This window comes from Streptomyces sp. NBC_01304 (assembly GCF_035975855.1).
In the GTDB taxonomy this organism is placed as follows: Bacteria; Actinomycetota; Actinomycetes; order Streptomycetales; family Streptomycetaceae; genus Streptomyces.
Genome location: NZ_CP109055.1, coordinates 196,516 through 218,930, shown reverse-complemented (window position 1 = coordinate 218,930; position 22,415 = coordinate 196,516). Strand labels below are relative to the sequence as shown.

Below are 22,415 nucleotides of genomic sequence, written 5' to 3'. Positions count from 1 at the left end.
GATGGGCTGGCGGGTGAAGGCCAGCCTCAGCTCCTCCGGCACCTGGTTACAGGACACGGCAGTCAGAGACCATTGGTGATCACTGTGGGTCATCTGGCCGCAGTCTGGATTCTTCGCTGCCGGGGGTGAGGGGATGATCGGCTCGCCGGTGGTGTGCCGCCGCGGCGAGGTGCACTCGGTGGCAGGCAACTTGACCGCCTGTCACTCTCACACCGCGAGCAGGCGTTCCCGTACGTGACCGGCGTCGACCGGGACGTCGAGGTGGCTGACAAGGAAGCGGGCGGCACGCTCGAGTGCGGCGTCCGCCTCGTCGAGACGGCCGTGTTGGCTCTGGTAGACGTGCGGGAGGCCCGGCCCTATCTCCAGCGTGGCCTCGACGTCGGCGGCGCCCGCGCGGCCGGCCAGGCGGACCGCGTCGTCGAGCAGCACCTCGTTCGCCCCGACCTGCACGAGTAGCGGGGGCAGGCCGGAGAGGTCGGCGAACACCGGGCTCGCCAGGGGGTGGCTCCGGTCGCCCGAGCCGATGTAGAGATCCGCGTACGCGCGTACGTCGGCCTCGGTGAAGATCGGGTCGGCATCCTCCTTGGTGCGCATGCTCGCTCCGGAGAGGGTGAGGTCGACCCACGGGGAGAAGACGACCACGGCGGCCGGCTGCGGCAGTCCCGCCTCGCGGGCGGCGAGCAGGGTGGCGAGGCTCAGGCCGCCGCCGGCCGAGTCACCCGCCACGACGAGCTCCCGCGGGTCGACTCCGGTGGCCAGCAGGTCGCGGTAGGCGGCCAGACCGTCGTCCACCGCCGCGGGGAAGACGTGCTCGGGAGCCAGCCGGTAGTCCACCGATGTCGCCCGCAGTCCGGCGCGGGCGGCGAGTTCACCGGCCAGGCCGGTGTGGGTGTCGGGGGAGCCGATGACGTAGCCGCCGCCGTGGAAGAAGAGCAGCCGGCCACGGTCTGCCGCGCCGGCCGGCTCCAGGTCCAGCGCGGGCCGCCCGCCCAGGACGGTCCGGCGGGTGGTCACGCCGTGCGGTGCCGGTCGCGTCATGACCGCGGCGAACGAGGTGCGCTCTTCGTCGGGGGTGGGTCGCGTCTCGCTCTGCGGGGCGGAGCGGAGCAGGGCGTCCAGGGCTTGGCGTTGCTGTCGGGACATGGTGGGCCTCCATGGGGTCGGGATGCGAGGATGGATTCCTCGGAATGCATCTGCTCGTGTCCAACCGGCTTCCAGGGAAGATGATTCCCAGGAATCTATTGGAGGTTCTGTGAGCCACGTCACCCCGGTCTTCCTCGATCTCGTCCGCGTGGAGACCCGCCTCTACAACGCGGTCGGCTCGCGCCTGCGCACCGAACACGGCCTGGCGCTCGGCCAGTTCGAGTTCCTGCAGATCATCGACCGGGTGGACGGATGCCGCGTGCTCGACATCGTGAGCGAGTTGGCCATCACCGTGGGGGCCGTCAGCAAGGCGGTCGACCGGCTGGTGGCCGCGGGCTGGTGCGTGCGGGTCGCGCACCCGCAGGACCGCCGCTCCTCCGTGCTGCGCCTCACGCCCGAGGGTGAGAAGGTGCTGGCGGCTTCCCGGCCCGTGGTGGAGAGCGCGCTCGCCGCACTGACCCAGACGGTTCCCGCCGCTGATCTGAAACGCCTCGCCGCCACGCTGGCCGCCCTGCGCGCAAGCCTCGAGGCGGACGACACGGGCCAACCAGGCTGAAGGAACGAGGCGCCACGATCACGGGCGGGGCTGTACGCCGCCCGCGTACGGGTCGAGCAGGGCGCCGGTCTGCGGACCGTGCCCCGCTACGGCAAAGACGGCGCCCCGCCCGGCCCTGACAAGGACCACGCCGCAACGTCGATGCTCGCCCTGCTCCAGTCCCGCTCGTGCATGCCAACACCCTGCAGGTGCAGCAGGTTCCGGCCGAACGCGCCGGGCGACCCGTTGGCGGATCGGCTCTTGTCTTGCTGCAGGCCGGCTGAGGGCGGGCGAGGCCTCACGCGTCAGCGCAACGTCAGCGGGACGTGAGCGGCGGGCCCGATAGTGGTCAGCGTCAGCATCTCGGGATCGGTCTCCATACGCCGGTTTCGAGGGCTGTTCCTGCCGGGGCGCGGGGCGGCGGCCGGCTTCCGTGCACCCCTTCTTTTGGCAGCACTGGGCCATCGAGAGGCTCCCGTGCGCACCGCTTGTCCGGGACTGCCTTCCTGCCGCTGATCCGGATGCCCCTTGCCACACTCTTCTAGGAAAGACGATCCATGCCTGGCCTCAGACCCCCTTCCCTCCGTTCTTGCCGCATATCGCTTCCGTGGAGGTCGGGGGCAGCTGTGCGTGCAGGCGCCCGTTGGCAGCCCGAAGCGCTTGGCCGGCTGCGGCCCGGCTCACGGCCCAGGCGGTCGAGCGGGATACGTACGCACCGTGCCCGGACCGCCATGACCTGCATCCTGGCCCTGTTGGCCGGTCTCGTCACGGTCCTGGTCCAGCCGGCCGAGGCAGTGGCCGTGGCGCCCGGGAACGCACGGTTGGCCACCTGGAACATGCAGCGCCAAGCCAGTTACTGGAGCGGCCGCGCGATAGCCCTGGCCAGGGACAGCCATGTCGTCGCGCTGCAGGAGGTTCCTGCCAACGCCCAGAACGTCCCCACCGCCCCGGCCGGCGCCCAGCAAACGACCGACAGGGCACCGAACGCCGCATTTCCTCCCCTGCCTGCCGGTGTCACCGAGTACACCTGGAACCTCGGGACGGCGTCCCGCCCCGAGTGGCGCTATGTGTATCTGATGCAAACCGCCAACCTGCCCGTGGGCATGGTCACGGCTGAACGAATGCCCCGCGTGCTCTCGGTCGCAGCCGTCAACAACGCACGGAACGCGCTCGTCGTCATGGACGACGCCGAGCACATGGCGTACGCCTCCTTCCACGCCGGAGCGCATGCCAACAACAGTGCCCCCGAAATGGTCCGCAACGTGGCGGACACCGTTCGCATCCACGGCGGCGCGCAGTGGAACTGGGCCGTCCTGGGCGATTTCAACCGCGAGCCGGGCAACCTCAGCAGCACCCAAGGGATCTACAACGCCAGCGTCATCCACGCCGGTGACGACAGCCGCACCCAGCTCATGGGCGGCAACCTGGACTATCTGGTCACCAACCTCCCCCAGCACACATGGCGGGCGGCGGTGGACCGCAGCGGAGGCAGCGATCACTGGCCGGTGGTCTTCGGCGCGCTGCACGCCGAGGCCTACCCGGACTACACCTACCGATTCCGCTGGAACCACTGGGGACAGAACGTGGCCATCGGCGTGGCCGGCGACTCGACGACCAACGACGCCGTGGTGGAGCAGAGCGCCTGGCGTCACAGTCTGGGGCAGGTGTGGCGGGCCACTCGATTCCAGGTCGTCGGCGGCGAGTTCTACTCCCAACTGGAGAACGTGCACTCCGGCCAGTGCCTCGACGTCGTCAACGGCGTCTCCCCGACCGGCGCCCCGATGCGCATGCCGATCCAGCGGACCTGCGCGACTGGTGCATCCGTGGGAGACGGCCAGCTGTGGCGCTACAGTACAGCGAGTCTGATCAACGCCGCCGGGGGACAGGTCATGGCCGCGCCCGAGGGGGGCGCGGAGAGGCTCGAGGTGTCCACCCGCCTCGCGCTGTCGGCGTGGAGCATGGAACCCGTCGACCTGAGGTACTGGAACAACTCCGGCTTCCCCGACGGCGACACGGTCATCACGGACACCTCCACATCCCACTCGGTGCGCAGCGAGGCGGGGCTCCACGGCGACCCGGCGGGCGGGATCTTTGAGGGAACCCTCCGCGACGATGCGTACGCCCCGCTCGACGAGCAGTGGCGGTTCGAGCCGTCCGGTGTGCCTGGGGGAGTCCACGTTGTCAACAACAGCACCGGGCTCTGCCTTGACCTGAGGCTTGTCACTGCAGGCCCCGATCACCCCGATGGATACACCGATGGCGAACCGTGCTCCTCAGGCGGCCGTGATCAGGCGTGGGAATACGTCAACGGGACGATCCGCAATATTGACGGCTATGTTCTGGGGCACGGCCGCGACTACGACCCGGCCTACATGTCCCTGAGGGCGGACCCGGACTACACCACCTCCTTCTCCCTGTCTCCCGCGGTCTGGCGGCCCGCGCACTGGGCGGAGAAGGTGCCGCGCCTGGCGGTCATGCCGCTGGGAGACTCGATCACCCTGGGTGTGGGCAGCAACACCCGCACCGGCTACCGGCCCGCCCTGGCCAAGCAGTTGGGCCAGGACGTGAAGGACGTCCAGTTCGTCGGCTCGCAGCAGGACCCCGACGGCACCCGCCACGAGGGGCACTCCGGCTGGCGCATCGACCAGCTCCAGGCCAACATCGAAACCTGGCTGGCCGACGCCAAGCCCAACGTCGTCCTGCTGCACATCGGCACCAACGACATGAACCGCAACTACCAGGTCAGCACCGCCCCGCAACGGCTGGGCAAACTCATCGACCAGATCCACGACGCCTCACCTGACACTGCGGTCGTGGTCGCTTCCCTGGTGCCTGCCACCGACCCCACCGTGCAGGCGCGCGTCAACGCCTACAACAAGGCGATCCCGAAGATCGTCGCCGACCGTGCCCAACAGGGCTACCCGATCTCTCAGGTCAGCATGGGCGCCCTGACCACCGCCGACCTCAACGACAACCTCCACCCCAACAACAACGGCTACGCCAAGATGACCAGTGCGTTCCTCGGCGGCGTGGTGGGAACCGCCGGCAAGGGCTGGATCAAGGCTGAAGTGAACGTCAAGCCCGCACCACCCAGCCAGAACACCACCGCCGGGGACTACCACGTCGACATCAACGGCGACGGCCGCGCCGACTACCTCGTCGTCGACGACAACGGCGCCACCCGCGCCTGGCTGAACACCGGCCCCGCCAAGTGGAGCGCCCAGGGCTACATCTCCTCCGGCTCCTCCAACTGGACCGGCGGCCAGGTCCGGTTCGCCGACATCGGCGGCGACAACAGGGCCGACTACCTGGTCCTGAGCCCCAACGGCGCGGTGCACGCCTTCATCAATGAAGGCGGCGACGGCCACGGCGGCTGGAAGGACGCAGGCACCATCGCCACCGGCTCCACCAACTGGACCGCAGCCCAAGTCCGGTTCGCCGACATCGGCGGCGACGCCAAGGCCGACTACCTCGTCCTGAGCCCCAACGGCGCCACCCGCGCCCTCGTCAACACCACGACTGCCGACGGCAGCATCAAGTGGGACGACCGCGGCAGTGTCGCCACCGGATCCGACTGGACCGCCGATCAGGTCCGGTTCGCCGACATCGGCGGCGACGCCAAGGCCGACTACCTGATCGTCGACAACAACGGTGCCACCCGCGCCCTCGTCAACACCACGACCGCCGAGGGCACCCTCAAATGGAACAACCGCGGCTACATCGCCTCCGGCTCCGCGGACTGGATCGGCAGCCAGATCCGGTTCGCCGACATCGGCGGCGACGCCAAAGCGGACTACCTCATCCTCGACGACAACGGCGGCCTCACCGGCTACCACAACGTCACCGAGGCTGACGGCACCCCGGCCTGGGACAGCCAAGGCGTGATCGCCGGCGGCACCGGCGCACCGGGCTACCGCGTACGCATCTGACCCACCGCCTTCTTGAGGCTGCGGCCGGCTCGCTGTGATCACGGACAGCGAGCCGGCCGGCTCAACGGACGGGGCGGGCTTGGAGGTTGACGAGGCTAGGGCCTGTCTCCCCGATCTCTGCGGGCCCGCGACGCCCTGAAGCGCCGTCGCTTCACTTCACTTCACGCCGTACCTCGGCGCGTAGATCGGCTGCGAGCTGTGCGGCTTCGTCGATGGAGTATGTCTCGCCGCCCTGATAGCTGTCCTTCTGCGGATCCAGGATGCCGATGGTGTCGTAGTCGGCCCAGACGCAGTAGGTCCACTCCAGGTTCTCGTGCTTCTGGGCCACCTTCTGGCACTTCATGACGGCGTTGTCGAGGCCCTGTGGCCGTACGCTCTGTGGGTCGCCCACCGCCTTCACGCGGTCGCCGTTGCCCGTGCTGTCGGGCAGGGCAGCCATGATCAGGTCCAGGGTCTTCGGTGGATCCGCGACTTCGCCCCAGAGCCCGTCGAACCGGAACGACGGAGAACTGTCAGTGCCGTCTCCGGCGCGGTAGACGGGGTCGATGGCATGGGCCCGCTCGATCCCCAGCTGCTTCATCTCCTCGTACGTGACGTCGTCCTCGGCCTCGTCCGCATTGCTCAACTTGTAGTCGCCGAGGAGGGTCTCGGGCATCGTCAGCTCGTAGCTCTTCCCGTCGTCCCTGAGGTTCGGGCCGTCCGAGTCCTGACTCAGGAAGTACCAGGCACCGCCTCCTGCCAGCGTGACCGCGAGAGCCAGCGTGACGATGGCCAGCTTCCGCCCGCTGTTCTTGCCGGTGACGGCCGGCGGTCCCGGCGGTAGCGGCGGCAGCTGAGGCTGCGCCGACTGCGGCTGCGACTGCGCGCCGTATGGCCCTGGTTGCTGTGGGGACTGGCGGTAACTCAACGGCTCCCCCTCGGGGATCAGCGTGCACGCGCACACCAAGCAGGACGCCGAGCCCGTCCTTGCCGGTTGCGGACGGTCCGTCAGGGTCGGGAAGGTGAACGCGTGCTATTCGCGCAGCTCGGTCAGGTCCGCGTCTCAGTCGCCAAGAGAGATGTTCTTCTTGTCGCCGCACACGTCGAGTGCGTTGTCCCTGTCCTCGCACATCCGGACTTACAGCGTGACCGGGCATCCTGAAACACGAACTCCGAGTTGCTACCGGTGATGCTTCCGTTCCATGAGCACCTGTCAGGAGCGGAGCCAGATGACGGCGGTCACGTGGGAGGTGCCTGCCGCGCACTTGGTGCGGTCGAACGTGAGGGAGCCGTCTAAGAGGATGTCTCGTTTGGATTTCCTGGCATCGTGGTGTGTGCTGCCGTGGCAGGAAGGGCTACATGCCGCGGTCCGGTCCGCTCCATGGCTCTGGCCGTTCGCCGACGGCCATCGGGAGTCGGCACAGCTGTACTGGGCCGGGATAGAAGGCTGAGGTGTTGGGGCCGGCCATGTCCTCGCCGATGAGATAGCGGTAGAGCCATTCGGCGAAGCTCATGTTGTGCCGTGCCCAACCGCCCTCGCCATCTTCGACCAGAATCGAGGGGGCTGTGTCGGCCGCAGCTGCGAGGAACAGTGTCTCGCCGCGGTCGGTACTTGCGATCGGCCACAGTCCGTTGGGCGTGCCGAAGCTCAACTCTGTGATTCCGAACAGCAGGCGAGGGTCCTCGTCCGGGTCAAGGTCGTCCCATGAGGTTGCGGACCAAGCGCCGGCCGTGTCGCGGATCCAGTCGCCCAGGTTCCAGCGTTCGGTGGCGGGATGGCCCAGACGCAGGTGACCGTTGAGCTGGATGGGAGCGTATGCGTCCACGAGGGTCTGGTAGTCGGTCGGCAGTCGGATGCCGAGTTCTGCACGGAGGCGGTCCCAGGCGGAGGGGTCCGCGTAGCGGTTCTGAGCCTGTCCGAGCATCGCCATGACTGCGGGCAGGTAGTTGGCCATGACGCTCCTCGCTGCGATGTCGTCTTCAACAGCAGGATCATGCCAGCTCCGAGATCACACTGATCAGGCTGTCAGCCTGCGATAGCAGATCAGCGCCGCGGCGATGCCGGCGAATGCCAGGAAGTGGTCGGCCTTGCGCTCGTAGCGGCGGTGCAGGCGACGGCACCCGTTCAGCCAGGACATGGTCCGCTCGACCACCCAGCGGTGCCGGCCCAGGCGGCTGGAGTTTTCGACCCCGCGGCGGGCAATACGTGGCACAATCTGCCGGCGGCGCAGCCAACCTCGCAGGTGGTCGAAGTCGTAGCCCTTGTCCGCATGCAGCTTGGCTGGCCGTCGGCGCCGGGGTCCAAAGCGGGATCGGACCGGCGGGATGCCGCGCATCAACGGGATCAGTGCCTGGCTGTCGTGGAGGTTGGCACCGGAGATGCCGATCGAGAGCGGCAGCCCGTTGCGGTCACAGACCAGGTGAATCTTCGACCCGAGCTTGCCGCGATCGGTCGGATTCGGTCCGGTCAAGGGCCCCCTTTGACCGCCCGGACACTGAGCGAATCAATCGCGCAACGCGACCAGTCCAACTCGCCGTTCACGCCAAGTCGATCGAGGACCACGCGGTGCAGCTTGGCCCACACCCGCGCCGTGGACCAGGTCGTGAAACGTCGGTGCACCGTCTGCCAGGACGCGCCGAAGACCGGCGGCAACTGCCGCCAAGTGCACCCTGACGTGGCGACGAAGATGATCGCAGCCAGAACCGCGCGGTCATCGCATCGCCGCCGGCCCCCGCCTTGAGCGCGTACCGGCGGTTCCGGCGCCACGTCCTGGAAGATCTCCCACAGCCCGTCCGGCACCAGCCGCTCAACTATGTCCATGCCCGAAGCAACGAGCTACCGCCAATCAAGACATCGTCTAAGACGAGCCGCGCTTTGTAGCCGGTTCCCGCGGAGAACTCGACGTTGAGTTCCCACTGCGTGGCGCCGTCTTCGTCGAGCGTGTTGGTGGTCTTGAACGCAGGGTCCTGAAGGGTCGGCCCTCCACCGTCCGGATCGTCACCCGGACCAGCGGCGCCCTGAGGATCGCCATCGGCGCCTTCCTGTTGGTGGAACGCCTGGCAGGCTGAGGAACCCGTCCGCTCCACCCGACACGAACCCGAAGGAGAGTAGGACGCGGAAGCCCACACGCCGGGAGGAGGAAGACGTTCGCCTCGTCGCCATTGGGGGCCAACGAGTCGTAGCGGAACTGTTCGGACGCTGCGGAAGCGGAAAGCAGGGGCGGCAGCGAGGAGCGGGAGACGACGCGGCACTTCGTGGGGGAGGAGCGGCCAGGATCATGAGGCGTTGCTCCAGCCGGCTGTGCCGGAATACGAGTCAAGCAGGTCCACCACGAAAACCAGGGTCGAGCCTGCCGGGATCAACGGCGAGGGCGACTGATTGCCGTAGCCGAGACGCGGGGGAATGATGATCTCGCGCCGGCCGCCGACCTTCATCCCCCTCACTCCCCGGTCCCAGCCCTTGATGACCTTGCCACTGCCCAGGCCGAACTTGAACGGCTGGCCCCGGTCCCAGGAGGCATCGAACTCCTTCCCGGACTCGAAGGTCACCCCGACATAGTGGACTCTGACCACCATGCCCGGCTTCACCTCAGCCCCGTCCCCGACGACCAGGTCCCGGATGGCCAGCTCGGTAGGAGCGTCACCCTCGGGAATGTCGACCTCGGGCTTCGTCAGTTCACTCATTGCCGCCTCATCGCTCTCCGTCGCAAGCCCTCTCGCGGACCAGCCCGACACATGGACACTCCACGCAGCAGAAGGTCACGCTATCGAGGATGCCCACCGCCGGAGCAACCTGCCGCTGGTCGGGGGCACCCTGCTGTAGGCCTCACCCAGCCGCAGATCACCCAGGTCTGGGCCGACTCCGCGTACGCCGGCCAACTCGTCGACTGGGCCCGCGACTTCCTCCCCGTCACCCTGAAAGCCGTCTCCCGCCCCCGCGACGCGAAGGGCTTCGTAGTCCTCCCAAGGCGTCGGAGAGTGGAGCGGACCATCGGGTGGATCATGAAAGCCTGCCGCAACGCGAGGGACTACGAACGGCTCCCACAGCATGCGGAAGAAGCCCACCTGACCTGGTCACTCATCACCTTGATGACGAGAAGACTCCCCCGCAAACAACCGCAAAGGGCGAAGAAGGTGGCTACGGCCGCCGGAACGGACTGAAATAGTCAAGGGTTCACAAATGCTCAGCGGTCGAGCAACTGCAGTATCCGTGGCCAGCTGTCGGCCTTCGACCGGGCATCGGCGGCCGGCGTCCCGCCCAGGTCTATCCACTGCTTCGACACCGGGTGGGACATCCACCTGCCCGTGGCCTGATAAGGCACGCCAGCACCGCCGTGCCCGGCCGCGTCGTAGATCAGTGCCTGATGCCGGGTGCCGGAGGCGTTGATGCGCTCGGCGATGCTCGCGGCCGCGTCGGCGGAAGGCCACAGCCGGTCGTCCTTGCCCGCCACGGCCAGGACCGTGCCACGCACCCGGTTGAGCGGGATGGGGTCGAGCCGTATCGGCCGGCCCGCCCGCGTCCAGCTCACAAGATCCGCAGCCGAGCCCCCGCCCGGGGAAAAGGTCCGGGTACCAGGTGCCAGTACCACCGCATCCCTCACCAAGTGGGGGTAGTACTGGGCGAGTAGCTGGGCCGCCTCGCTGCCACGCGAAGCACCGAGAACTGCGAGTCCGTCCGGGGCGGCGCTGGATTGGCTCTGTAGCAGCCGGGCGGCCCGGGCGAAGTACTCCAGGTCGATCCCGCGCAGTTCCTTCGGTCGCCCTTTGCAGGCGAAATAGCAGATGGAGAGCGCCGGATGGCCTCGGGATGCCAGCAGCGCGGCCTCGTAGTCGAAACTGCGCCCGCCCTCCGACCCACCGATCAGCAAGACTGGGGCCTTGCGGGAGGCCCCGGACCGGGGCAGGAAAAGCATGCCGTCAATCCGGTCGTCCGCGACGGTGAGCTGCTTGTGCCGTACGCCATCGGCCCGCCACTGCCGTGTCGTCACCCGGTGTGCGATCTCCCGCTTGCCGCTGCGCACCGCGATCCGAACCTCGTACGACGGCTTGCGTGCGGGCGCGTCGGAAAAGAACCAGCTCTCGTCCGCTTCCCCCCTTTGCGGGCGCATCGACCAGAACAGGCCCATACCGTCAACGTGGCGGAACGTGCCCGCGACAGGCCGCTGGCGCGCGAGATCCACCGCCCCCTTGCCGTCGGCCGTGAACTGGGCCCTGGCCGACCAGCCCAAATCCTCATGGTCGACGGCCTGAGAGGTGACCGTCACGTGCTCACCCGGACGTAATCCAGCCACCCGGATCCGTATCGGCTCGTCCACGAGCGCCGTCGGTCGGTCGATCTCGATGCGCGCACTCGTGCTTGCCTTCGGTGGCGGCTCCGTCGTGCACGCCGTGCCAGACAGCAACGACAACATCACGACGCAGAGCGCGACTCGAACCCCCGCACGCCTCATCCGGGCAGTCTGCCTCATGAGGTCCGCGAGACGACAGACCTCACCTCTCACAGAGAGCCCAGGCGATCGAGACCGACGTTCAAAAACAATCACTCAGGCCCGCACGAACCGAGCTCAACCGCAGCGGTGAAGTCCCCTGCTACCAGGGGCAGGTCGACGGAATCCGCTGAGCTGCGGAGACGTGGTCCGCGTCGGTGGTTTTCCCGTGCCACCCGCTCACCAGAGTCCGCTGGGCTCCCTTCCGGCCGCCCGGAGCAAGATGACCCGAGTGGAACCCATCCCGTATTTGTCGACGTCACTGGAGAGTTCGGCCACGTCCAGCAGGAGCGCCCGGAGGTCGACACCGGAGTCCCGTGCCTGCCCGCACAGACCGTTCAGGTTGGCCACCATGTCCCGTGCGTCGCGGCCCTGATCCTCGGCCGACATCTCCAGCAGCCGCTGCCGGAAGCCTTGGGGCGTGGGCTCGAAGGGCAAAGTCGTCGCCCAACCAAACGAGTGACAGCGCTCCAGGAGCGCACGCAGGGCGGCCCGGACGTCCTCGTCGCCCGCCTCGTACAGGGAAAGCACGTCTCGCAGCGCCGCCTCGGCCTCCCGCCGGATCCCCGCCTCGTCCAGCGGATGCAGGCCCTGCTGCATCTTCTGCATCCAGTCAGGGTCAGTGAGATCCACCGGCCTCGTCGCGATGGGCTCGATGCATGCATCGATCACTGCCACCCATTCCTCGAGCTCCGCCAATTCCTCCATGACGCCCCGTCCCCCGTCCAACCATCGGTGGCATGCTGCGGCCCGCTCTCCCATCCGGAGGATGAGGCCAAAGGAGCATAGGGCGCCGCGCCCCCGGTCCGCTGGCCCTGGAGATGGCATGCCATCACCTCGTGGGCTGCATGGCGTCGGTTGCCCACCAGAGCCAACGGGCGAGGAACTCCGCCCAGATGAACCCCTCGGACCCAGCAAGCGCCGGTGGGTCGACGTGCCGGCCGCGACGAGCGCGGTGCCCGCTCTCATCCGGATCCACGGCGGGGGCGGGCTGGACGGTGACCGGCGCTTTCCGCCGCCCACCGTGCCCGTCGATCTGCTGCACGGCTCGGTGCCCGGGGCCGGACTCGACCGGATCAGGTCTGGGGCGCGGCGGGCGGCCAACTCGCCGCCCTCGCGGGTCTCGTCGGTCCCGATGTCCCCGGGGGAGCGGATCTAGAAGGCGCCGAGGGAGTGGACGGCGAGGACAGTGGCGTCGCGGTCGTCGTCGATTGGTACGCGGTCTCCGAGCTGGGCTCTCTGCTCTCGTACGCGTTGCCGCCGGCTCCGCCCGGCAGGGAGTACCCCAATCCGTTCACCACGTTGCCGGGCGGTGCCCCCGGGTAGCTGCTGGAACAGGCCCGTGCCGCCAGGCCCGTGACGTACGCGGCCAGTTCGTGCTGGTCCACGAAACGGCGGACGGCCTGGTGCCGTACGGGCAGGGTGAGGTGCTGGCCAAGGCGTTGAGTCAGGCCGGCGGCGAGGTGACGCTCCGGCCGGTGGACGGCGCCGACCACCCCTTCCTCGGGGCCCCGGACGTGACCCCGATCATGACCGAGAGCGTCGCGTTCCTGGCCCGCCATTCCGGCGCCAGATCGGGATCTGTTCTGCGGCGGTGGCCTGCGCGCCGCCACCGCTGCGCGAGGGCAACTCGGCGGTCCCGGAATCTGTGCCGGGCAGCAGCGGCGGGCCGCTCAGGAGGAGCGGCGGTGGATGAGCACGGGTTCCACGCCGAACGCGCCCGGCGCCTCACGTCCTTCGATCAGCTCATGGAGGAGGTCGGCGACCTGGGCCGGAGTGGGCAGATCGAGCCGGATGGTCGTGAGTTCGGGCCGCTGCAGCTCGGCCACCAGCAGGTCGTCCGCTCCGACGATCGCCACCTCGTCGGGGACGGACAGGCCCGCGTCCTGCAGTGCGCGCAGCAGCAGGGCCGCGTACTCGTCGTTGTATGCGAACACCGCGTCGAGGGAGAGGGTGGGCCAGCGCCCGGCCAACTCGGCCGCGGATTGCCGGGTGTACGCCATCTCCAGTGGGGTGACGGTCGCGGTGCTGCGGGCGGCGACCGACCGTGCACCGGCCAGCCGCGGCCTGGCGAAGGTGTCGAGCCCGCGCTCGCGCGGCATGATCACGCCGATGGCGCGCCGCCCCTGCGCGAGGAGGTGCTCGGCGGCCACCGTTCCGATGCGGGCGTGGTCGAACGAGATGGTCCGGACGCCCTCCACGGGTCGGGCAGCGCATACGAGAAGGCCGCGGACGCCCGCTCGCCGTAGTACCTCGGCCGCCTGCGCGGTGTAACGATCGCCTTCCAGGGCGAAGACCGCGGCGGGCCGCAGTTCCGCCCAGGCCCGGGCGGCGGTGACCACGTCAACGAACCGGCCGGCGTGCAGCACGGTGGTGTAGCCGTGTCGTTCGAGCTCGCTCTGCAGGTCGTCCAGCCAGTTGCTGACCAGGCGGCCGATGGCCGAGACGGACGTGGGCAGCAGGACCAGGTTGCTGCGCCCGGCGCGCAGCGAGCGGGCGGCGGCATGCGGCACGTAACCGAGTTGGTCGGCCGCGGCCAGCACGCGTGCCCGGGTGCTGTCGCTGACCCGGTGCGTCTGGGTGTTGTTGAGTACGAAGGACACGGTGGCCCGTGACACTTGCGCCAGCCGGGCCACGTCTGCGCTGGTGACCGTCGGCGCGGTGGAATCCTTGGCCATGTCGTCCTTGCTCGTCGTTCCCTCGCTACGGGTTCCTCTCCAGGTTACACGCGTTACTACATTTTGTTGACGCGTATTCGATCGTGAGGGAGCGTGAGTATCGGGATCCGGAACGTCATGCTGCATCAGGGGCCGCAATGGCCGAACTGGCCGTACTGGGCGGGCCGGTGGAGCGGGGGAGTCGCCGAACTCCATGGGGCGGTGTGGCGGAGGGACCCGGCAAGTTGCACGTGTAGCTAATGGCCGTGCAGGAGCCGGGTGCTGTCCTGCATCCCGGTGGCCGGCCGTCGGCGGGCGTCCGCGGCCAGGTCGCCGATGGCCGTGATGACGGAGTCGAAGCGCATCGTGATGCGCGTCTCGAGGTCGTACGGATCCCACTGCGGCAGGCCGGGGTGGTGGGGGTCGCCGGTGCGGATGAACGCGATCCAGGCTTGGTGCATGGCCTGGGCGAGTCCGTCCCGCACGGTGGGATCGATCCCTTCGAGGAAGGGTGCGTGGGTCCATTGGTCGAAGTTGTCGAAGACGAAGGGCAGGTCCAGGCAGTGTGCGGCGCGCAGTCGCCCCTCGTGGGCGGGGGTGGGGAGGTCGAACTGGTAGATGTGGACCGGGCGTCCGAGAGCGGCTCGGGACTCGGCCAGCTCCAGACCGGGTGAGCGGAAGAGCTCATCGGTGAGTACGTCCATGAGGACGTCCACAGGCCTGGCTCCGGGCCGTTTGCGCTCGTACGCCGCGTACACGTGTGCCGCGTCGTGGGCGAAGGTCTCCGCGATCCTGCCGATCACCCGGTCCTTGGTCGCCTTCGCGTACTGCGCGTCCAGCGCCAGTCCGAAGTTGGCTTCCTCGCGGGTCCAGCCGATCAGTACGTCGAGGTCCTGGGCGGCGCCGTGCAGGAGCGTTTCGGCCGGGTGGCGGGTCAGCGTGAGGCCGTCGCGCACGGGGAGGAACGGGGTGGGCCAGTGTCCCCACTGTGCGGTGCGGCCGAAGAGTCCCGCGGTCGCCTCGATCAGGCGTGGCCAGGGCAGGGCGCGGAGCTCGTCGACGCTCTTGACTCCGGCAATCTCCAGATAGGCGGCCGTCCGCTCCTGGTATTCGGCGGGGGACGGCAGGTGCAGACCGAGGGGTGGGCTCTGCAGGATGACGCGATGGAACAGGCCGGAGGCTTCGGGGTGAGCGGCCAGGGCCGCCGTCGACAGCGCGCCGCCCGACTGCCCGGCGACGGTCACGTTCTCCGGATTGCCGCCGAGGCGTGCGATGTTGTCGTGCACCCAGCGCAGCGCGGCGAGTTGGTCGGAGAACCAGAGGTTGCCCGGCTCCGGTTGCCCTGTGTCCGTCTCGTCGAAGCTGAGATAACCGAGCGGGCCGAGGCGGTAGTTGAGCGCGACGACGACCAGGTCGCCGTTTCGGGCGAAGGTCTCGCCGGAGTAGTGGGGCAGGTTGCCGGACCCCGAGAGGAAGCCGCCGCCGTGGATCCAGACCAGGACCGGTCGCGCCGCGTCGTCGACGGCCGGTGTCCAGACGTTGAGGGTCAGGCAGTCCTCGTCGAACGGCGGGAATCCATGACCGCCCAGCACGGGATCGCCGCCCTCGAAGAACATCTGCGGTGCGCTCGGACCGTAGCGGGTGGCGTCCCGTATGCCGTCCCAGCCCGCGTGGGGCTGCGCCGGATGCCACCGGAGCGGGCCGATCGGCGGCGCGGCGTAGGGCACTGCCTTGAACGCGGCGACACCGCCCTCGACGGTGCCTCGCAGCCGGCCGGCGGCCAGTTGGACGACGGGGGAGACGTTGGCTCCTGGTGCTTCAGTCATGGCATTCCTTTCCTGGGCGGTGCTTCACGCGCCTGAGAGGAGGGGTGGTGGCACGTCGACGGCGGAGGGTGGGCGCCGGGCATGAGCTGCTCGTGGCGGCCGGACCGTGGGGTCGCCGATCGGGCGAATTGTCTTGAGCTGGCGCGCAGTTGAGGCGTTCGAAGGGCCGCTGCGGGTGGCGGGGGCGGGGCGGTGTCGCCGCGGGTGGCATGTGTGCCGACGGAGGCCATCGGGCCGAGTATGGCGCTGCTGTGACGGTCGACACAATGGTTCGATGGGAGATGACTCCCGGAACGTTACACGTGCTGCATGGCGCGTTGCTCGCGCCTAGTTGGCGGTTCGACTCCATCTCTCGCGGACTCTGGCGTGAAGGTGCCGGAGGGTGCTAAATGGTCGCTGAACGTCGATGTAACACGTGTAACTAATTCTCATCGGGAGGCGGCCGCATCCCACGGTTGCGGCCCTCCACGCATCCATCGGCATCGACTTGCTGGAGGCAAGAAGAATGAAGGCGTTAAGCGTGTCCGCGTGGTCGGCCGTCCTGACCAGGCGACCAAGAGGCCTGGCAGTGACGCTCGTTCTGGCCGCCCTCATCGGACAGCTTCTGTCCGCCTCGGCGGCGACGGGCAGCCCGACGTCCGCCAGCCCGTCGCCCGGGCGCCCCCTCGTCTCCCTCGGCGACGGGCGCATCGCAGGGCGGGTTCACGACCGCGCCGAGGAATTCCTCGGCATCCCGTACGCGGCCGCGCCGGTGGCGAACCTGCGCTTCCGCCCACCGCAACCACCGGCCCGATGGAGCGGAGTGCGGGACGCGGTGCACCAGGCACCCGCCTGTCCGCAATTTTCCCCGTACGGAGTGCGCGACCCCCAGGCAATCAGCGAGGACTGCCTCCGGCTCGACGTGTACCGGCCGCGCGGCAGTCGGCCGGGCGACCGCCTGCCGGTGCTGTTCTGGATGCACGGCGGCGCCTACAGCCAGGGCACCGGAACGCAGTTCGGCGGCCGCACCATGGCCGACCGCACGCATACCGTCGTCATCAGCATCAACTACCGGCTCGGCCAACTCGGCAATCTCGCCCTGCCCGAACTCACGCGGGAGAACGCCCTGGCAACTGGCTCGTACGGCCTTTTGGACCAGATCGCGGCCCTGACGTGGGCCCGCACCAACATCGCGGCCTTCGGCGGCGACCGAGCGAACATCACGATCGCGGGCCAGTCCGCCGGCGCCGGATCGGTCTGCGCGATGCTCGCCGCACCACGGGCGGCCGGCCTGTTCTCCCGCGCCGTGCTGCAGAGCGGCCCCTGCACCCTGCTGCGAGCCCCCAGTTCCGCCCAAGCCGTCGACGCAAGCCGGGCCTACGCCACCGCCGCGGGCTGCCCGGATGCGGCAACACGCACCGAGTGTCTCCGCGACGCCTCCCTGACCGACCTCATCGCCGCCGCCCGCGCCCTACCGACGTCCGGCCCGGCGTACGGTGACCGGCTGCTGCCCGTCCAGCCGTCGGACGCCATCGCCGCCGGCGCCTGGAACAAGGTGCCCGTCCTGATCGGCAGCACCCGTGCCGAGAGCCGGTTGTTCGTCGCGCTGACGCAGCCCCACCTCACCGCCGAGCAGTACGTCGAGCAGATCAACGAGCGGTACGGCAAAGCAGCGCCGCAGGTGCTGGCCCGCTATCCGCTGTCCGACCACGCCTCCCCGTACCTCGCGCTGTCCGCACTCTCCACAGACGCCACCTTCGCCTGCCATACAGGCGCAACGGCCCGCGTCTTCGCCGCACAAGTACCCGCCTACGCCTACGAATTCGACGACCCGAACTCGCCGACCCTGTACGGAGCGCAGGTGCCAGGGCTGAACATGGCCAACGCCCACAGCGCCGAACTCGCCTACCTGCACGACTTCACCATGGGCGACCGGCCGCTGACCCCCGTCCAGATGGCCCTCGCCGACCGGATGAAGCGCTACTGGGCGGCGTTCGCCCGCACCGGGAACCCGAACACACCAGGCCAGGGCCACTGGCCGAAGGCGGAACCACACGACACCGTTCTCGCGCTGAACCCTGCGGGAGACCGCATCTCGACGGCATTCACCGAAGAACACCAGTGCACCTTCTGGTCGGGCCTGCCCGGACAGGCCCCCTAGGGCCTGTTGTGAGAGTCCTGGTCACGTGGGGTCTGCTGCGCAGAGGTGGCGTAGTGGTCAGTGGTGCTGTGCATGGTCGACGCGTGAGTTCTTTGCGGAGGCAGCGAAACACCATGCCGATCACACACGTGGTCGACCAAGGGCAGGCCATCCTGCTGCGGCCAAGACGTTGCGGCCACGAGGTGTTCAGCGCGATCTTGCGAGGAACCCCGGGCCTTTAGGCCCGGGAGGAATCGCATCCTGTGGTGTGCGGCGCGGAGCGTCGCAGCATCGCGTCTGAGCAGCGTCGCATCTGGTGGGAGCTCCCTGGGATGGTGTGGGGTGGGTAGGTTCGTGCAGGTGAACATCGTTGTGCAGGTCCGTCTCTTCCCGGAAGCCCATGTGGCGCCGGTGCTTGAGGCGACCCTGCAGGCGGTGAACGAGCAGGCCAACGGGGTTTCCGAGGTTGCCTACCGCGTCAGATCCTCACGCAGCTGCGAGACAGTACGGTGCAGCTCCCACAGTGTGCGCTCGGCGGCACGGACACCACGATCCCTCCTGGCGGCCCCGCACCCAACTTGATCGTACGAGGCTCAAGGGCGCCGCCACAGCTAATGTCAGACCAGCCGAAGACAATGTGGCCATGGCTGAGGAGACAAGATCGGACGCGGAGGTGTCACAGCTGGCGGCGAAGCTGGATGACCTTCCGGGCACCGGCGTGAGGCGCTGCTATGGCGGTTCGCCCTCCTACTGGACTACGTGTGCGTGGAAGAGTTGGTTCGAGGAGAAGGGCGGCGGCCTTGCCGAATCAACTGCCCAACACATCGAGGCCCTTACGGCAGCATTGCGAATGGCGCCGATGCGGCCAAGTCCTTCGGGGCCCGTTGCGCCGGCTGCCCGGCCACGTGCACCGTTGTCTCCGTCATCCTGGCCACCTGCCAGTAACACCCGGTCTGGGCCTGGTGGTTCGGCGTACCTTCTCGCCGGACCACCAGGCTGCTCATCGTGTCCTGCCCGCAGCCTCTGGCCTGCATCGGCCGCGGTTCATTCTTTCGACTCCGGCCGCTTTCCAGCATGCGAGGAGGCGGGCCATGCGTACTCGCTTCGGAAGTCGTGTGGTTGCGGTCCGACCCTATCCACCGCAGCCACAGCTGGATCGCTGCGACGGTGACCGTTCCGTCCGACTCGGGGATGGGTTTAGCCGACCGGGGTCAGCCGCCACTTCTGACTGTTGTAGTCGTTGGCGTCCCACTGGTGCACGATCGCCCCGTCGTCGGTGCTGTTGGCCGCGACATCTAGGAACTTGCCGCTGCCGATGCACTGCAGCCGGTAGATCCCCTCGCCGGCTTCGGTCAGCTTCCACTGCTGGGCAGGTGAGCCGTTGCCCGCCCACTGCTGGAGTGGGGCCCCGTTGTCCTTGCTGCCGCCGGTGACGTCGAGGACCTTGCCGCTGTACACGCTGGTCAGTGTGAACACGCCGTCGGTGACTTCGGCCAGGGTCCACTGCTGGTTCGGGTGCCCGTGGCGTGACCACTGCACGACGGCGCCGCCGCCCTCGACCGTGGTGTTGACGGCATCGAGCGCCTTTTCGCTGCCCACGTTGGTGAGCGTGTAGGTGCCGGCGGCCGGATTCCGGGAGACGGGCCTGATGGTCCACTTCTGCGCGTCGGTGTCGTTGTGATCGTACTGCTGGACGTTGGCGCCGTTGGCGGTGGAGCCGTCGGCGACGTCCAGGGCCTTGCCGTTGAAGACGTTGGTGAGGGTGTAGTTGCCCATGGAGGGCCGAAGGCGTATCCGCCACTTCTGCGAGTCGTGGTCGAAGGCTGCCCACTGGTGGACGTTGGCGCCGTTTTCTCGTTTGTCGCTGTCATTGCCTGCGACGTCCATGCGTTTGCCGCTGACCTTGTTGGTCAGGGTGTATTCGCCGTCGCCGAGGGGGTCGAGCTGCCATTGCTGGGCGGCGGACTGGTTGAACTCCCATTGCTGGATGTTCCCGCCGTTCTCAAGGGCGCCGTCGGCGACTTCCAGAGCCTTGCCGGATCCCCCGTTGACCAGCGTGTACAGGCCGGCAGGGAATGTGGCCGCTTCCAGGGCGGGCTCCCGCAGGCGCACTGAGGAGACGGCGTCGTTCATGTCGCCGACCTCCTCGTCGCTGAAGAGGTAGGGGCGGGTCGTCCGCTCATGGATGACGTGGTGGTATTGACTCCCGCTCCCGACGCCCCTTTCCCGCCCCTCGTAGCCAGCATCGTCGTACAGGCTGATGGTGTACCTCGTCCGGTTCACATACGACGAGGCGCGGTCGTTGAAGCCGACGTCCTTGAGGTTCCAGACGCTGGTGTCGGATATCAGGATGTCCGCCGGCTCGCTCTCGTTGTACTGCTTGTTCTCGTAGAGCGCCCAGTACCCCCACGGGCACGCGTCGGGCCCCTGTCCTCGGATGATCCGCACTGTCATGCCGACCCACTTCCTCCGCAACCCCCGCCCGCCAGCCGGTCGGGGCGGCGCCACGCTAGGCCGGGTACAGGGCACCGTCCACAGCGCCATCCGTGCCATGGCCGGAACCCGTCATGGCAGCGAACCCAGTCGTGAGCTGCGCGCTGACCTGCGGCAACTGCCCGGAACAGCAAGGAACTCCACAGACTGGGCTCGAAGTCGGCGTGTGAAGCACTGATCGGCGCCGTGTCCTATTTGGGCAGGTTGTGGCGGGCCAGGTGCTATTGCTGGGTGGGCCTGCGGTGCAGGTCGTAAATGTGAACGTTCGCGCCGTTGTCGCGGCGCTGGCGCTCGATGTCCAGGCCTTGCCGCTGCAGACACTCATGACGATGACGGTGTCCGGGCCGGTCTCGGTGATCCACGAGCGTTGCGCGGAGGGGTCGTTGGGGTTGTACGTCTGGACGTTCGCGCCGTTGTGCTGGCCGGAGCCCGAGACGTCCAGCTTGCGGAGGGTTGTTGAGTCGTTCATGTTGCCGACCTCGCGGCCGTTCCGCATCCAGGTGGATTCGCCATCGGCGACGAGCATGCTCCTGCCCTGCCCGGTGGGGAATGCCATCGCAACGTTGCTAAGGGCGAAATCCGGCCGGGTCGATCAGTAAAACGGAGGTGGGGCGCGCGCAATCATCGCCGGTATAGAGCGGCAGTTGTCCCTCGATAGCTTTGATCGCACGAGTCCGCTCTTGGCAGCGAATCTGCTGGCCCATACGGCGGCAGGAATCGTTTTTGCCGTGTGCTGCGCCCCGAGACTGGCCCTTGGAACGAGGGAACTGCGACGGAAGGGGCGCGCGTGACACGTACTTATCGAAGGGGCCCGGGTCTGCTGGCGGCGGGGCTGGCGCTGGCCGGTCTGACGTCCGGTCTGGGTGCGGCCCCGGCAACGGCGAGTTCAGGCGCCGTCGCGGCCGCGCCGAAGGCCTGCATCGACAAGAACGCCAAGACCGCCTGGGCAGGAGGCGAAGAAGAGGACGAGGACGGTGATGTCACGAAGTACTGGAAGCCCGTCGAACTGCCTGCCGGTGCGGCCGGGACCTGCTCTCCCGCCCTGCACGCCGAATCCGGGTGGTTCGAAGAGACCGACGGCCGCTGGTACGAGGTGCCCGCCGATGAGGCAAAGAAGGAGGACAGCCGGGCGGTCTACCGGCGGTTCTACCATCTGGTGCCACCCGTAGGCGGCTGGCACAGGCCGCTGCTCATCGAGTCCGTCGACCAGTCGGGCGCACCGCAGGTCAACCCGCAAGGCTGCGAAGCGGTCACCGAACCCGTTGAGGACCCGGACCATTACGTGGCCAGCGATGGGCAGTTCTCGTTGAACGACATCGTCGGACCGCCTGCGTACGAGTGGGACGAGGCCACCAAGACCCTCAAGCCTGCAGGGACCATGGACCCGTTCACCTGCTTCGGCGCGATCGGCGACCGGCTTGAAGGCCATTTCAAGGCGGGCGAAGGCGGTGGGCTCGTGCGCGCCGAGTCGGGCGGACTCAACCGGCTCTTCCTCCGCGAGCCGGTGCCGGCTGAGGGCGCAGCCACCCCCAAGTACGTCGACGCCCGCTACCTGGCGGACGACGCGGGCAAGCTCGACAAGGACATCTGCTCCCTGACGGCGCCGTCAGGCGTTCAGGGATATCGCTACGCAAACCCACCACGTCCTGCCTCTGGACCGCCTCGCGCCTACACTGACGACTCCCGGTCACCGCAAGAGGGCTCCTGTCTCAAGGACTTGGAGATCGTCGAGCAGGGATGGTTCATCCACCGTAGGGAGAGTGGGGCCACCTTCTGGGAACCGTCTCCGCGGACCACCGACCCTGACAATCCGGCGGTGTACAAGGTCTTCTACAGGGACGCCGCCGCCACGGGCAACACGGTGTACGCCGCGCGGGACCTGGGCATCGACATCCCCGAACAGGCCGAGTGCACTCTCATCGCCAGTCGCTGGGGCGGCCGCATCTACAGGTACAGCGACCACGTCGGGGACGAATACCTACACGAACCTGTCTTTCAGCTCGAATCCCATGTCCGCCCCTACCAGTGCTTCGGCGAGGTACTGGAACGGAAAACGGGCAAGTTCGTTTACTCCACGAAGAGCGGGAACTGGACTCCCACTGGCTGGGGTGAAACCAAGAGCTTCGTGAGAATCGACGACAGGAAGAACAACTGGCTCGACGAAGACCTCTTGGAGAAGCCCTCCAAGTGAGGTGACCGAGCCGAACGGGCTCGACCGGTGAACCGGTCGAGCCCCACCCATCTTTGG

The 22,415-nt window shown here is 68.2% G+C and carries 17 protein-coding genes and 1 pseudogene; 7 read left to right on the top strand and 11 right to left on the bottom strand.

The genetic code is table 11. From position 1 onward, the window contains the following. Positions 1-207 precede the first annotated feature (207 nt). Positions 208-1,143 carry an alpha/beta hydrolase gene (locus tag OG430_RS00950; RefSeq protein WP_327350414.1) on the bottom strand — a complete coding sequence of 312 codons (936 nt, stop codon included), beginning with the start codon at positions 1,141-1,143 and terminating at the stop codon, positions 208-210. Between the two features lie 109 nt (positions 1,144-1,252). On the opposite strand from OG430_RS00950, the gene OG430_RS00945 reads away from it, so the two are divergent. Together OG430_RS00945 and OG430_RS00940 are read left to right on the top strand one after the other, a co-directional pair. Further along, complete coding sequence (locus tag OG430_RS00945; protein WP_327350413.1) at positions 1,253-1,699, top strand: MarR family winged helix-turn-helix transcriptional regulator; 447 nt, start codon at positions 1,253-1,255, stop codon at positions 1,697-1,699. 710 nt (positions 1,700-2,409) lie between these two features. Continuing rightward, positions 2,410-5,607: a GDSL-type esterase/lipase family protein gene (locus OG430_RS00940; RefSeq protein ID WP_327350412.1), complete on the top strand. Its 3,198-nt coding sequence runs from the start codon at positions 2,410-2,412 to the stop codon at positions 5,605-5,607. Between the two features lie 151 nt (positions 5,608-5,758). Here the strand turns inward: OG430_RS00940 and OG430_RS00935 are convergent, their stop codons facing one another. The 4 genes from OG430_RS00935 to OG430_RS00920 form a co-directional block, all read right to left on the bottom strand. Continuing rightward, positions 5,759-6,514: a hypothetical protein gene (locus tag OG430_RS00935; RefSeq protein ID WP_327350411.1), complete on the bottom strand. Its 756-nt coding sequence runs from the start codon at positions 6,512-6,514 to the stop codon at positions 5,759-5,761. A gap of 427 nt (positions 6,515-6,941) precedes the next feature. Next, entirely contained in the window at positions 6,942-7,541 is a 600-nt protein-coding gene (locus tag OG430_RS00930) for an SMI1/KNR4 family protein (RefSeq protein ID WP_327350410.1), read from the bottom strand. A 63-nt stretch (positions 7,542-7,604) separates the two neighbouring features. Further along, positions 7,605-8,401, bottom strand: a protein-coding gene (locus OG430_RS00925) for an IS5 family transposase (RefSeq protein ID WP_442816680.1) whose coding sequence is annotated in 2 segments (ribosomal slippage) — positions 7,605-8,063 and positions 8,066-8,401 — 795 coding nt in all. Because the reading frame shifts where the segments join, the coding sequence is not laid out codon by codon here. A 461-nt stretch (positions 8,402-8,862) separates the two neighbouring features. Beyond that, a complete protein-coding gene (locus OG430_RS00920; RefSeq protein ID WP_327350409.1) occupies positions 8,863-9,270 on the bottom strand; it encodes an FKBP-type peptidyl-prolyl cis-trans isomerase in 408 nt (135 codons plus the stop codon). Between the two features lie 141 nt (positions 9,271-9,411). On the opposite strand from OG430_RS00920, the pseudogene OG430_RS00915 reads away from it, so the two are divergent. Then, positions 9,412-9,705, top strand: a pseudogene (locus OG430_RS00915) (transposase); the annotation flags it as partial. 65 nt (positions 9,706-9,770) lie between these two features. On the opposite strand, the gene OG430_RS00910 reads toward OG430_RS00915, so the two are convergent. Further along, the gene (locus OG430_RS00910; RefSeq protein ID WP_327358932.1) at positions 9,771-10,997 is read right to left on the bottom strand and encodes an acyl-CoA thioesterase/bile acid-CoA:amino acid N-acyltransferase family protein; all 1,227 of its coding nucleotides are present in this window, start codon (positions 10,995-10,997) and stop codon (positions 9,771-9,773) included. Between the two features lie 255 nt (positions 10,998-11,252). Next, positions 11,253-11,681: a hypothetical protein gene (locus OG430_RS00905; protein ID WP_327350408.1), complete on the bottom strand. Its 429-nt coding sequence runs from the start codon at positions 11,679-11,681 to the stop codon at positions 11,253-11,255. Between the two features lie 325 nt (positions 11,682-12,006). Between OG430_RS00905 and OG430_RS00900 the strand changes: the two genes are divergently transcribed. Together OG430_RS00900 and OG430_RS00895 are read left to right on the top strand one after the other, a co-directional pair. Then, entirely contained in the window at positions 12,007-12,231 is a 225-nt protein-coding gene (locus tag OG430_RS00900; RefSeq protein ID WP_327350407.1) for a hypothetical protein, read from the top strand. A 14-nt stretch (positions 12,232-12,245) separates the two neighbouring features. After that, the gene (locus tag OG430_RS00895) at positions 12,246-12,398 is read left to right on the top strand and encodes a hypothetical protein (protein ID WP_327350406.1); all 153 of its coding nucleotides are present in this window, start codon (positions 12,246-12,248) and stop codon (positions 12,396-12,398) included. A gap of 347 nt (positions 12,399-12,745) precedes the next feature. On the opposite strand, the gene OG430_RS00890 is transcribed toward OG430_RS00895, so the two are convergent. Then, positions 12,746-13,750: a LacI family DNA-binding transcriptional regulator gene (locus OG430_RS00890; protein ID WP_327350405.1), complete on the bottom strand. Its 1,005-nt coding sequence runs from the start codon at positions 13,748-13,750 to the stop codon at positions 12,746-12,748. A gap of 236 nt (positions 13,751-13,986) precedes the next feature. Then, the gene (locus OG430_RS00885) at positions 13,987-15,555 is read right to left on the bottom strand and encodes a carboxylesterase/lipase family protein (protein ID WP_327350404.1); all 1,569 of its coding nucleotides are present in this window, start codon (positions 15,553-15,555) and stop codon (positions 13,987-13,989) included. A 568-nt stretch (positions 15,556-16,123) separates the two neighbouring features. On the opposite strand from OG430_RS00885, the gene OG430_RS00880 reads away from it, so the two are divergent. Beyond that, positions 16,124-17,695: a carboxylesterase/lipase family protein gene (locus OG430_RS00880; RefSeq protein WP_327350403.1), complete on the top strand. Its 1,572-nt coding sequence runs from the start codon at positions 16,124-16,126 to the stop codon at positions 17,693-17,695. A gap of 1,176 nt (positions 17,696-18,871) precedes the next feature. Here the strand turns inward: OG430_RS00880 and OG430_RS00875 are convergent. Then, positions 18,872-20,128 carry an RICIN domain-containing protein gene (locus OG430_RS00875; protein ID WP_327350402.1) on the bottom strand — a complete coding sequence of 419 codons (1,257 nt, stop codon included), beginning with the start codon at positions 20,126-20,128 and terminating at the stop codon, positions 18,872-18,874. A 55-nt stretch (positions 20,129-20,183) separates the two neighbouring features. Beyond that, entirely contained in the window at positions 20,184-20,636 is a 453-nt protein-coding gene (locus OG430_RS49390; protein ID WP_442816679.1) for an RICIN domain-containing protein, read from the bottom strand. A gap of 261 nt (positions 20,637-20,897) precedes the next feature. On the opposite strand from OG430_RS49390, the gene OG430_RS00865 reads away from it, so the two are divergent. After that, positions 20,898-22,358 (top strand): hypothetical protein, encoded by a 1,461-nt coding sequence (locus tag OG430_RS00865; RefSeq protein ID WP_327350400.1) that lies wholly within the window; start codon positions 20,898-20,900, stop codon positions 22,356-22,358. The last annotated feature ends 57 nt before the right edge of the window (positions 22,359-22,415 follow it).

Excerpts from the sequence above, each read along its gene's own strand:
- OG430_RS00950 (WP_327350414.1), bottom strand. The coding sequence starts at position 1,143 with ATGTCCCGACAGCAACGCCAAGCCCTGGACGCCCTGCTCCGCTCCGCC.
- OG430_RS00940 (WP_327350412.1), top strand. The coding sequence starts at position 2,410 with ATGACCTGCATCCTGGCCCTGTTGGCCGGTCTCGTCACGGTCCTGGTC.
- OG430_RS00930 (WP_327350410.1), bottom strand. The coding sequence starts at position 7,541 with ATGGCCAACTACCTGCCCGCAGTCATGGCGATGCTCGGACAGGCTCAG.
- OG430_RS00920 (WP_327350409.1), bottom strand. The coding sequence starts at position 9,270 with ATGAGTGAACTGACGAAGCCCGAGGTCGACATTCCCGAGGGTGACGCT.
- OG430_RS00910 (WP_327358932.1), bottom strand. The coding sequence starts at position 10,997 with ATGTTGTCGTTGCTGTCTGGCACGGCGTGCACGACGGAGCCGCCACCG.
- OG430_RS00905 (WP_327350408.1), bottom strand. The coding sequence starts at position 11,681 with ATGCAGAAGATGCAGCAGGGCCTGCATCCGCTGGACGAGGCGGGGATC.
- OG430_RS00890 (WP_327350405.1), bottom strand. The coding sequence starts at position 13,750 with ATGGCCAAGGATTCCACCGCGCCGACGGTCACCAGCGCAGACGTGGCC.
- OG430_RS00885 (WP_327350404.1), bottom strand. The coding sequence starts at position 15,555 with ATGACTGAAGCACCAGGAGCCAACGTCTCCCCCGTCGTCCAACTGGCC.
- OG430_RS00875 (WP_327350402.1), bottom strand. The coding sequence starts at position 20,128 with ATGACAGTGCGGATCATCCGAGGACAGGGGCCCGACGCGTGCCCGTGG.
- OG430_RS49390 (WP_442816679.1), bottom strand. The coding sequence starts at position 20,636 with ATGAACGACTCAACAACCCTCCGCAAGCTGGACGTCTCGGGCTCCGGC.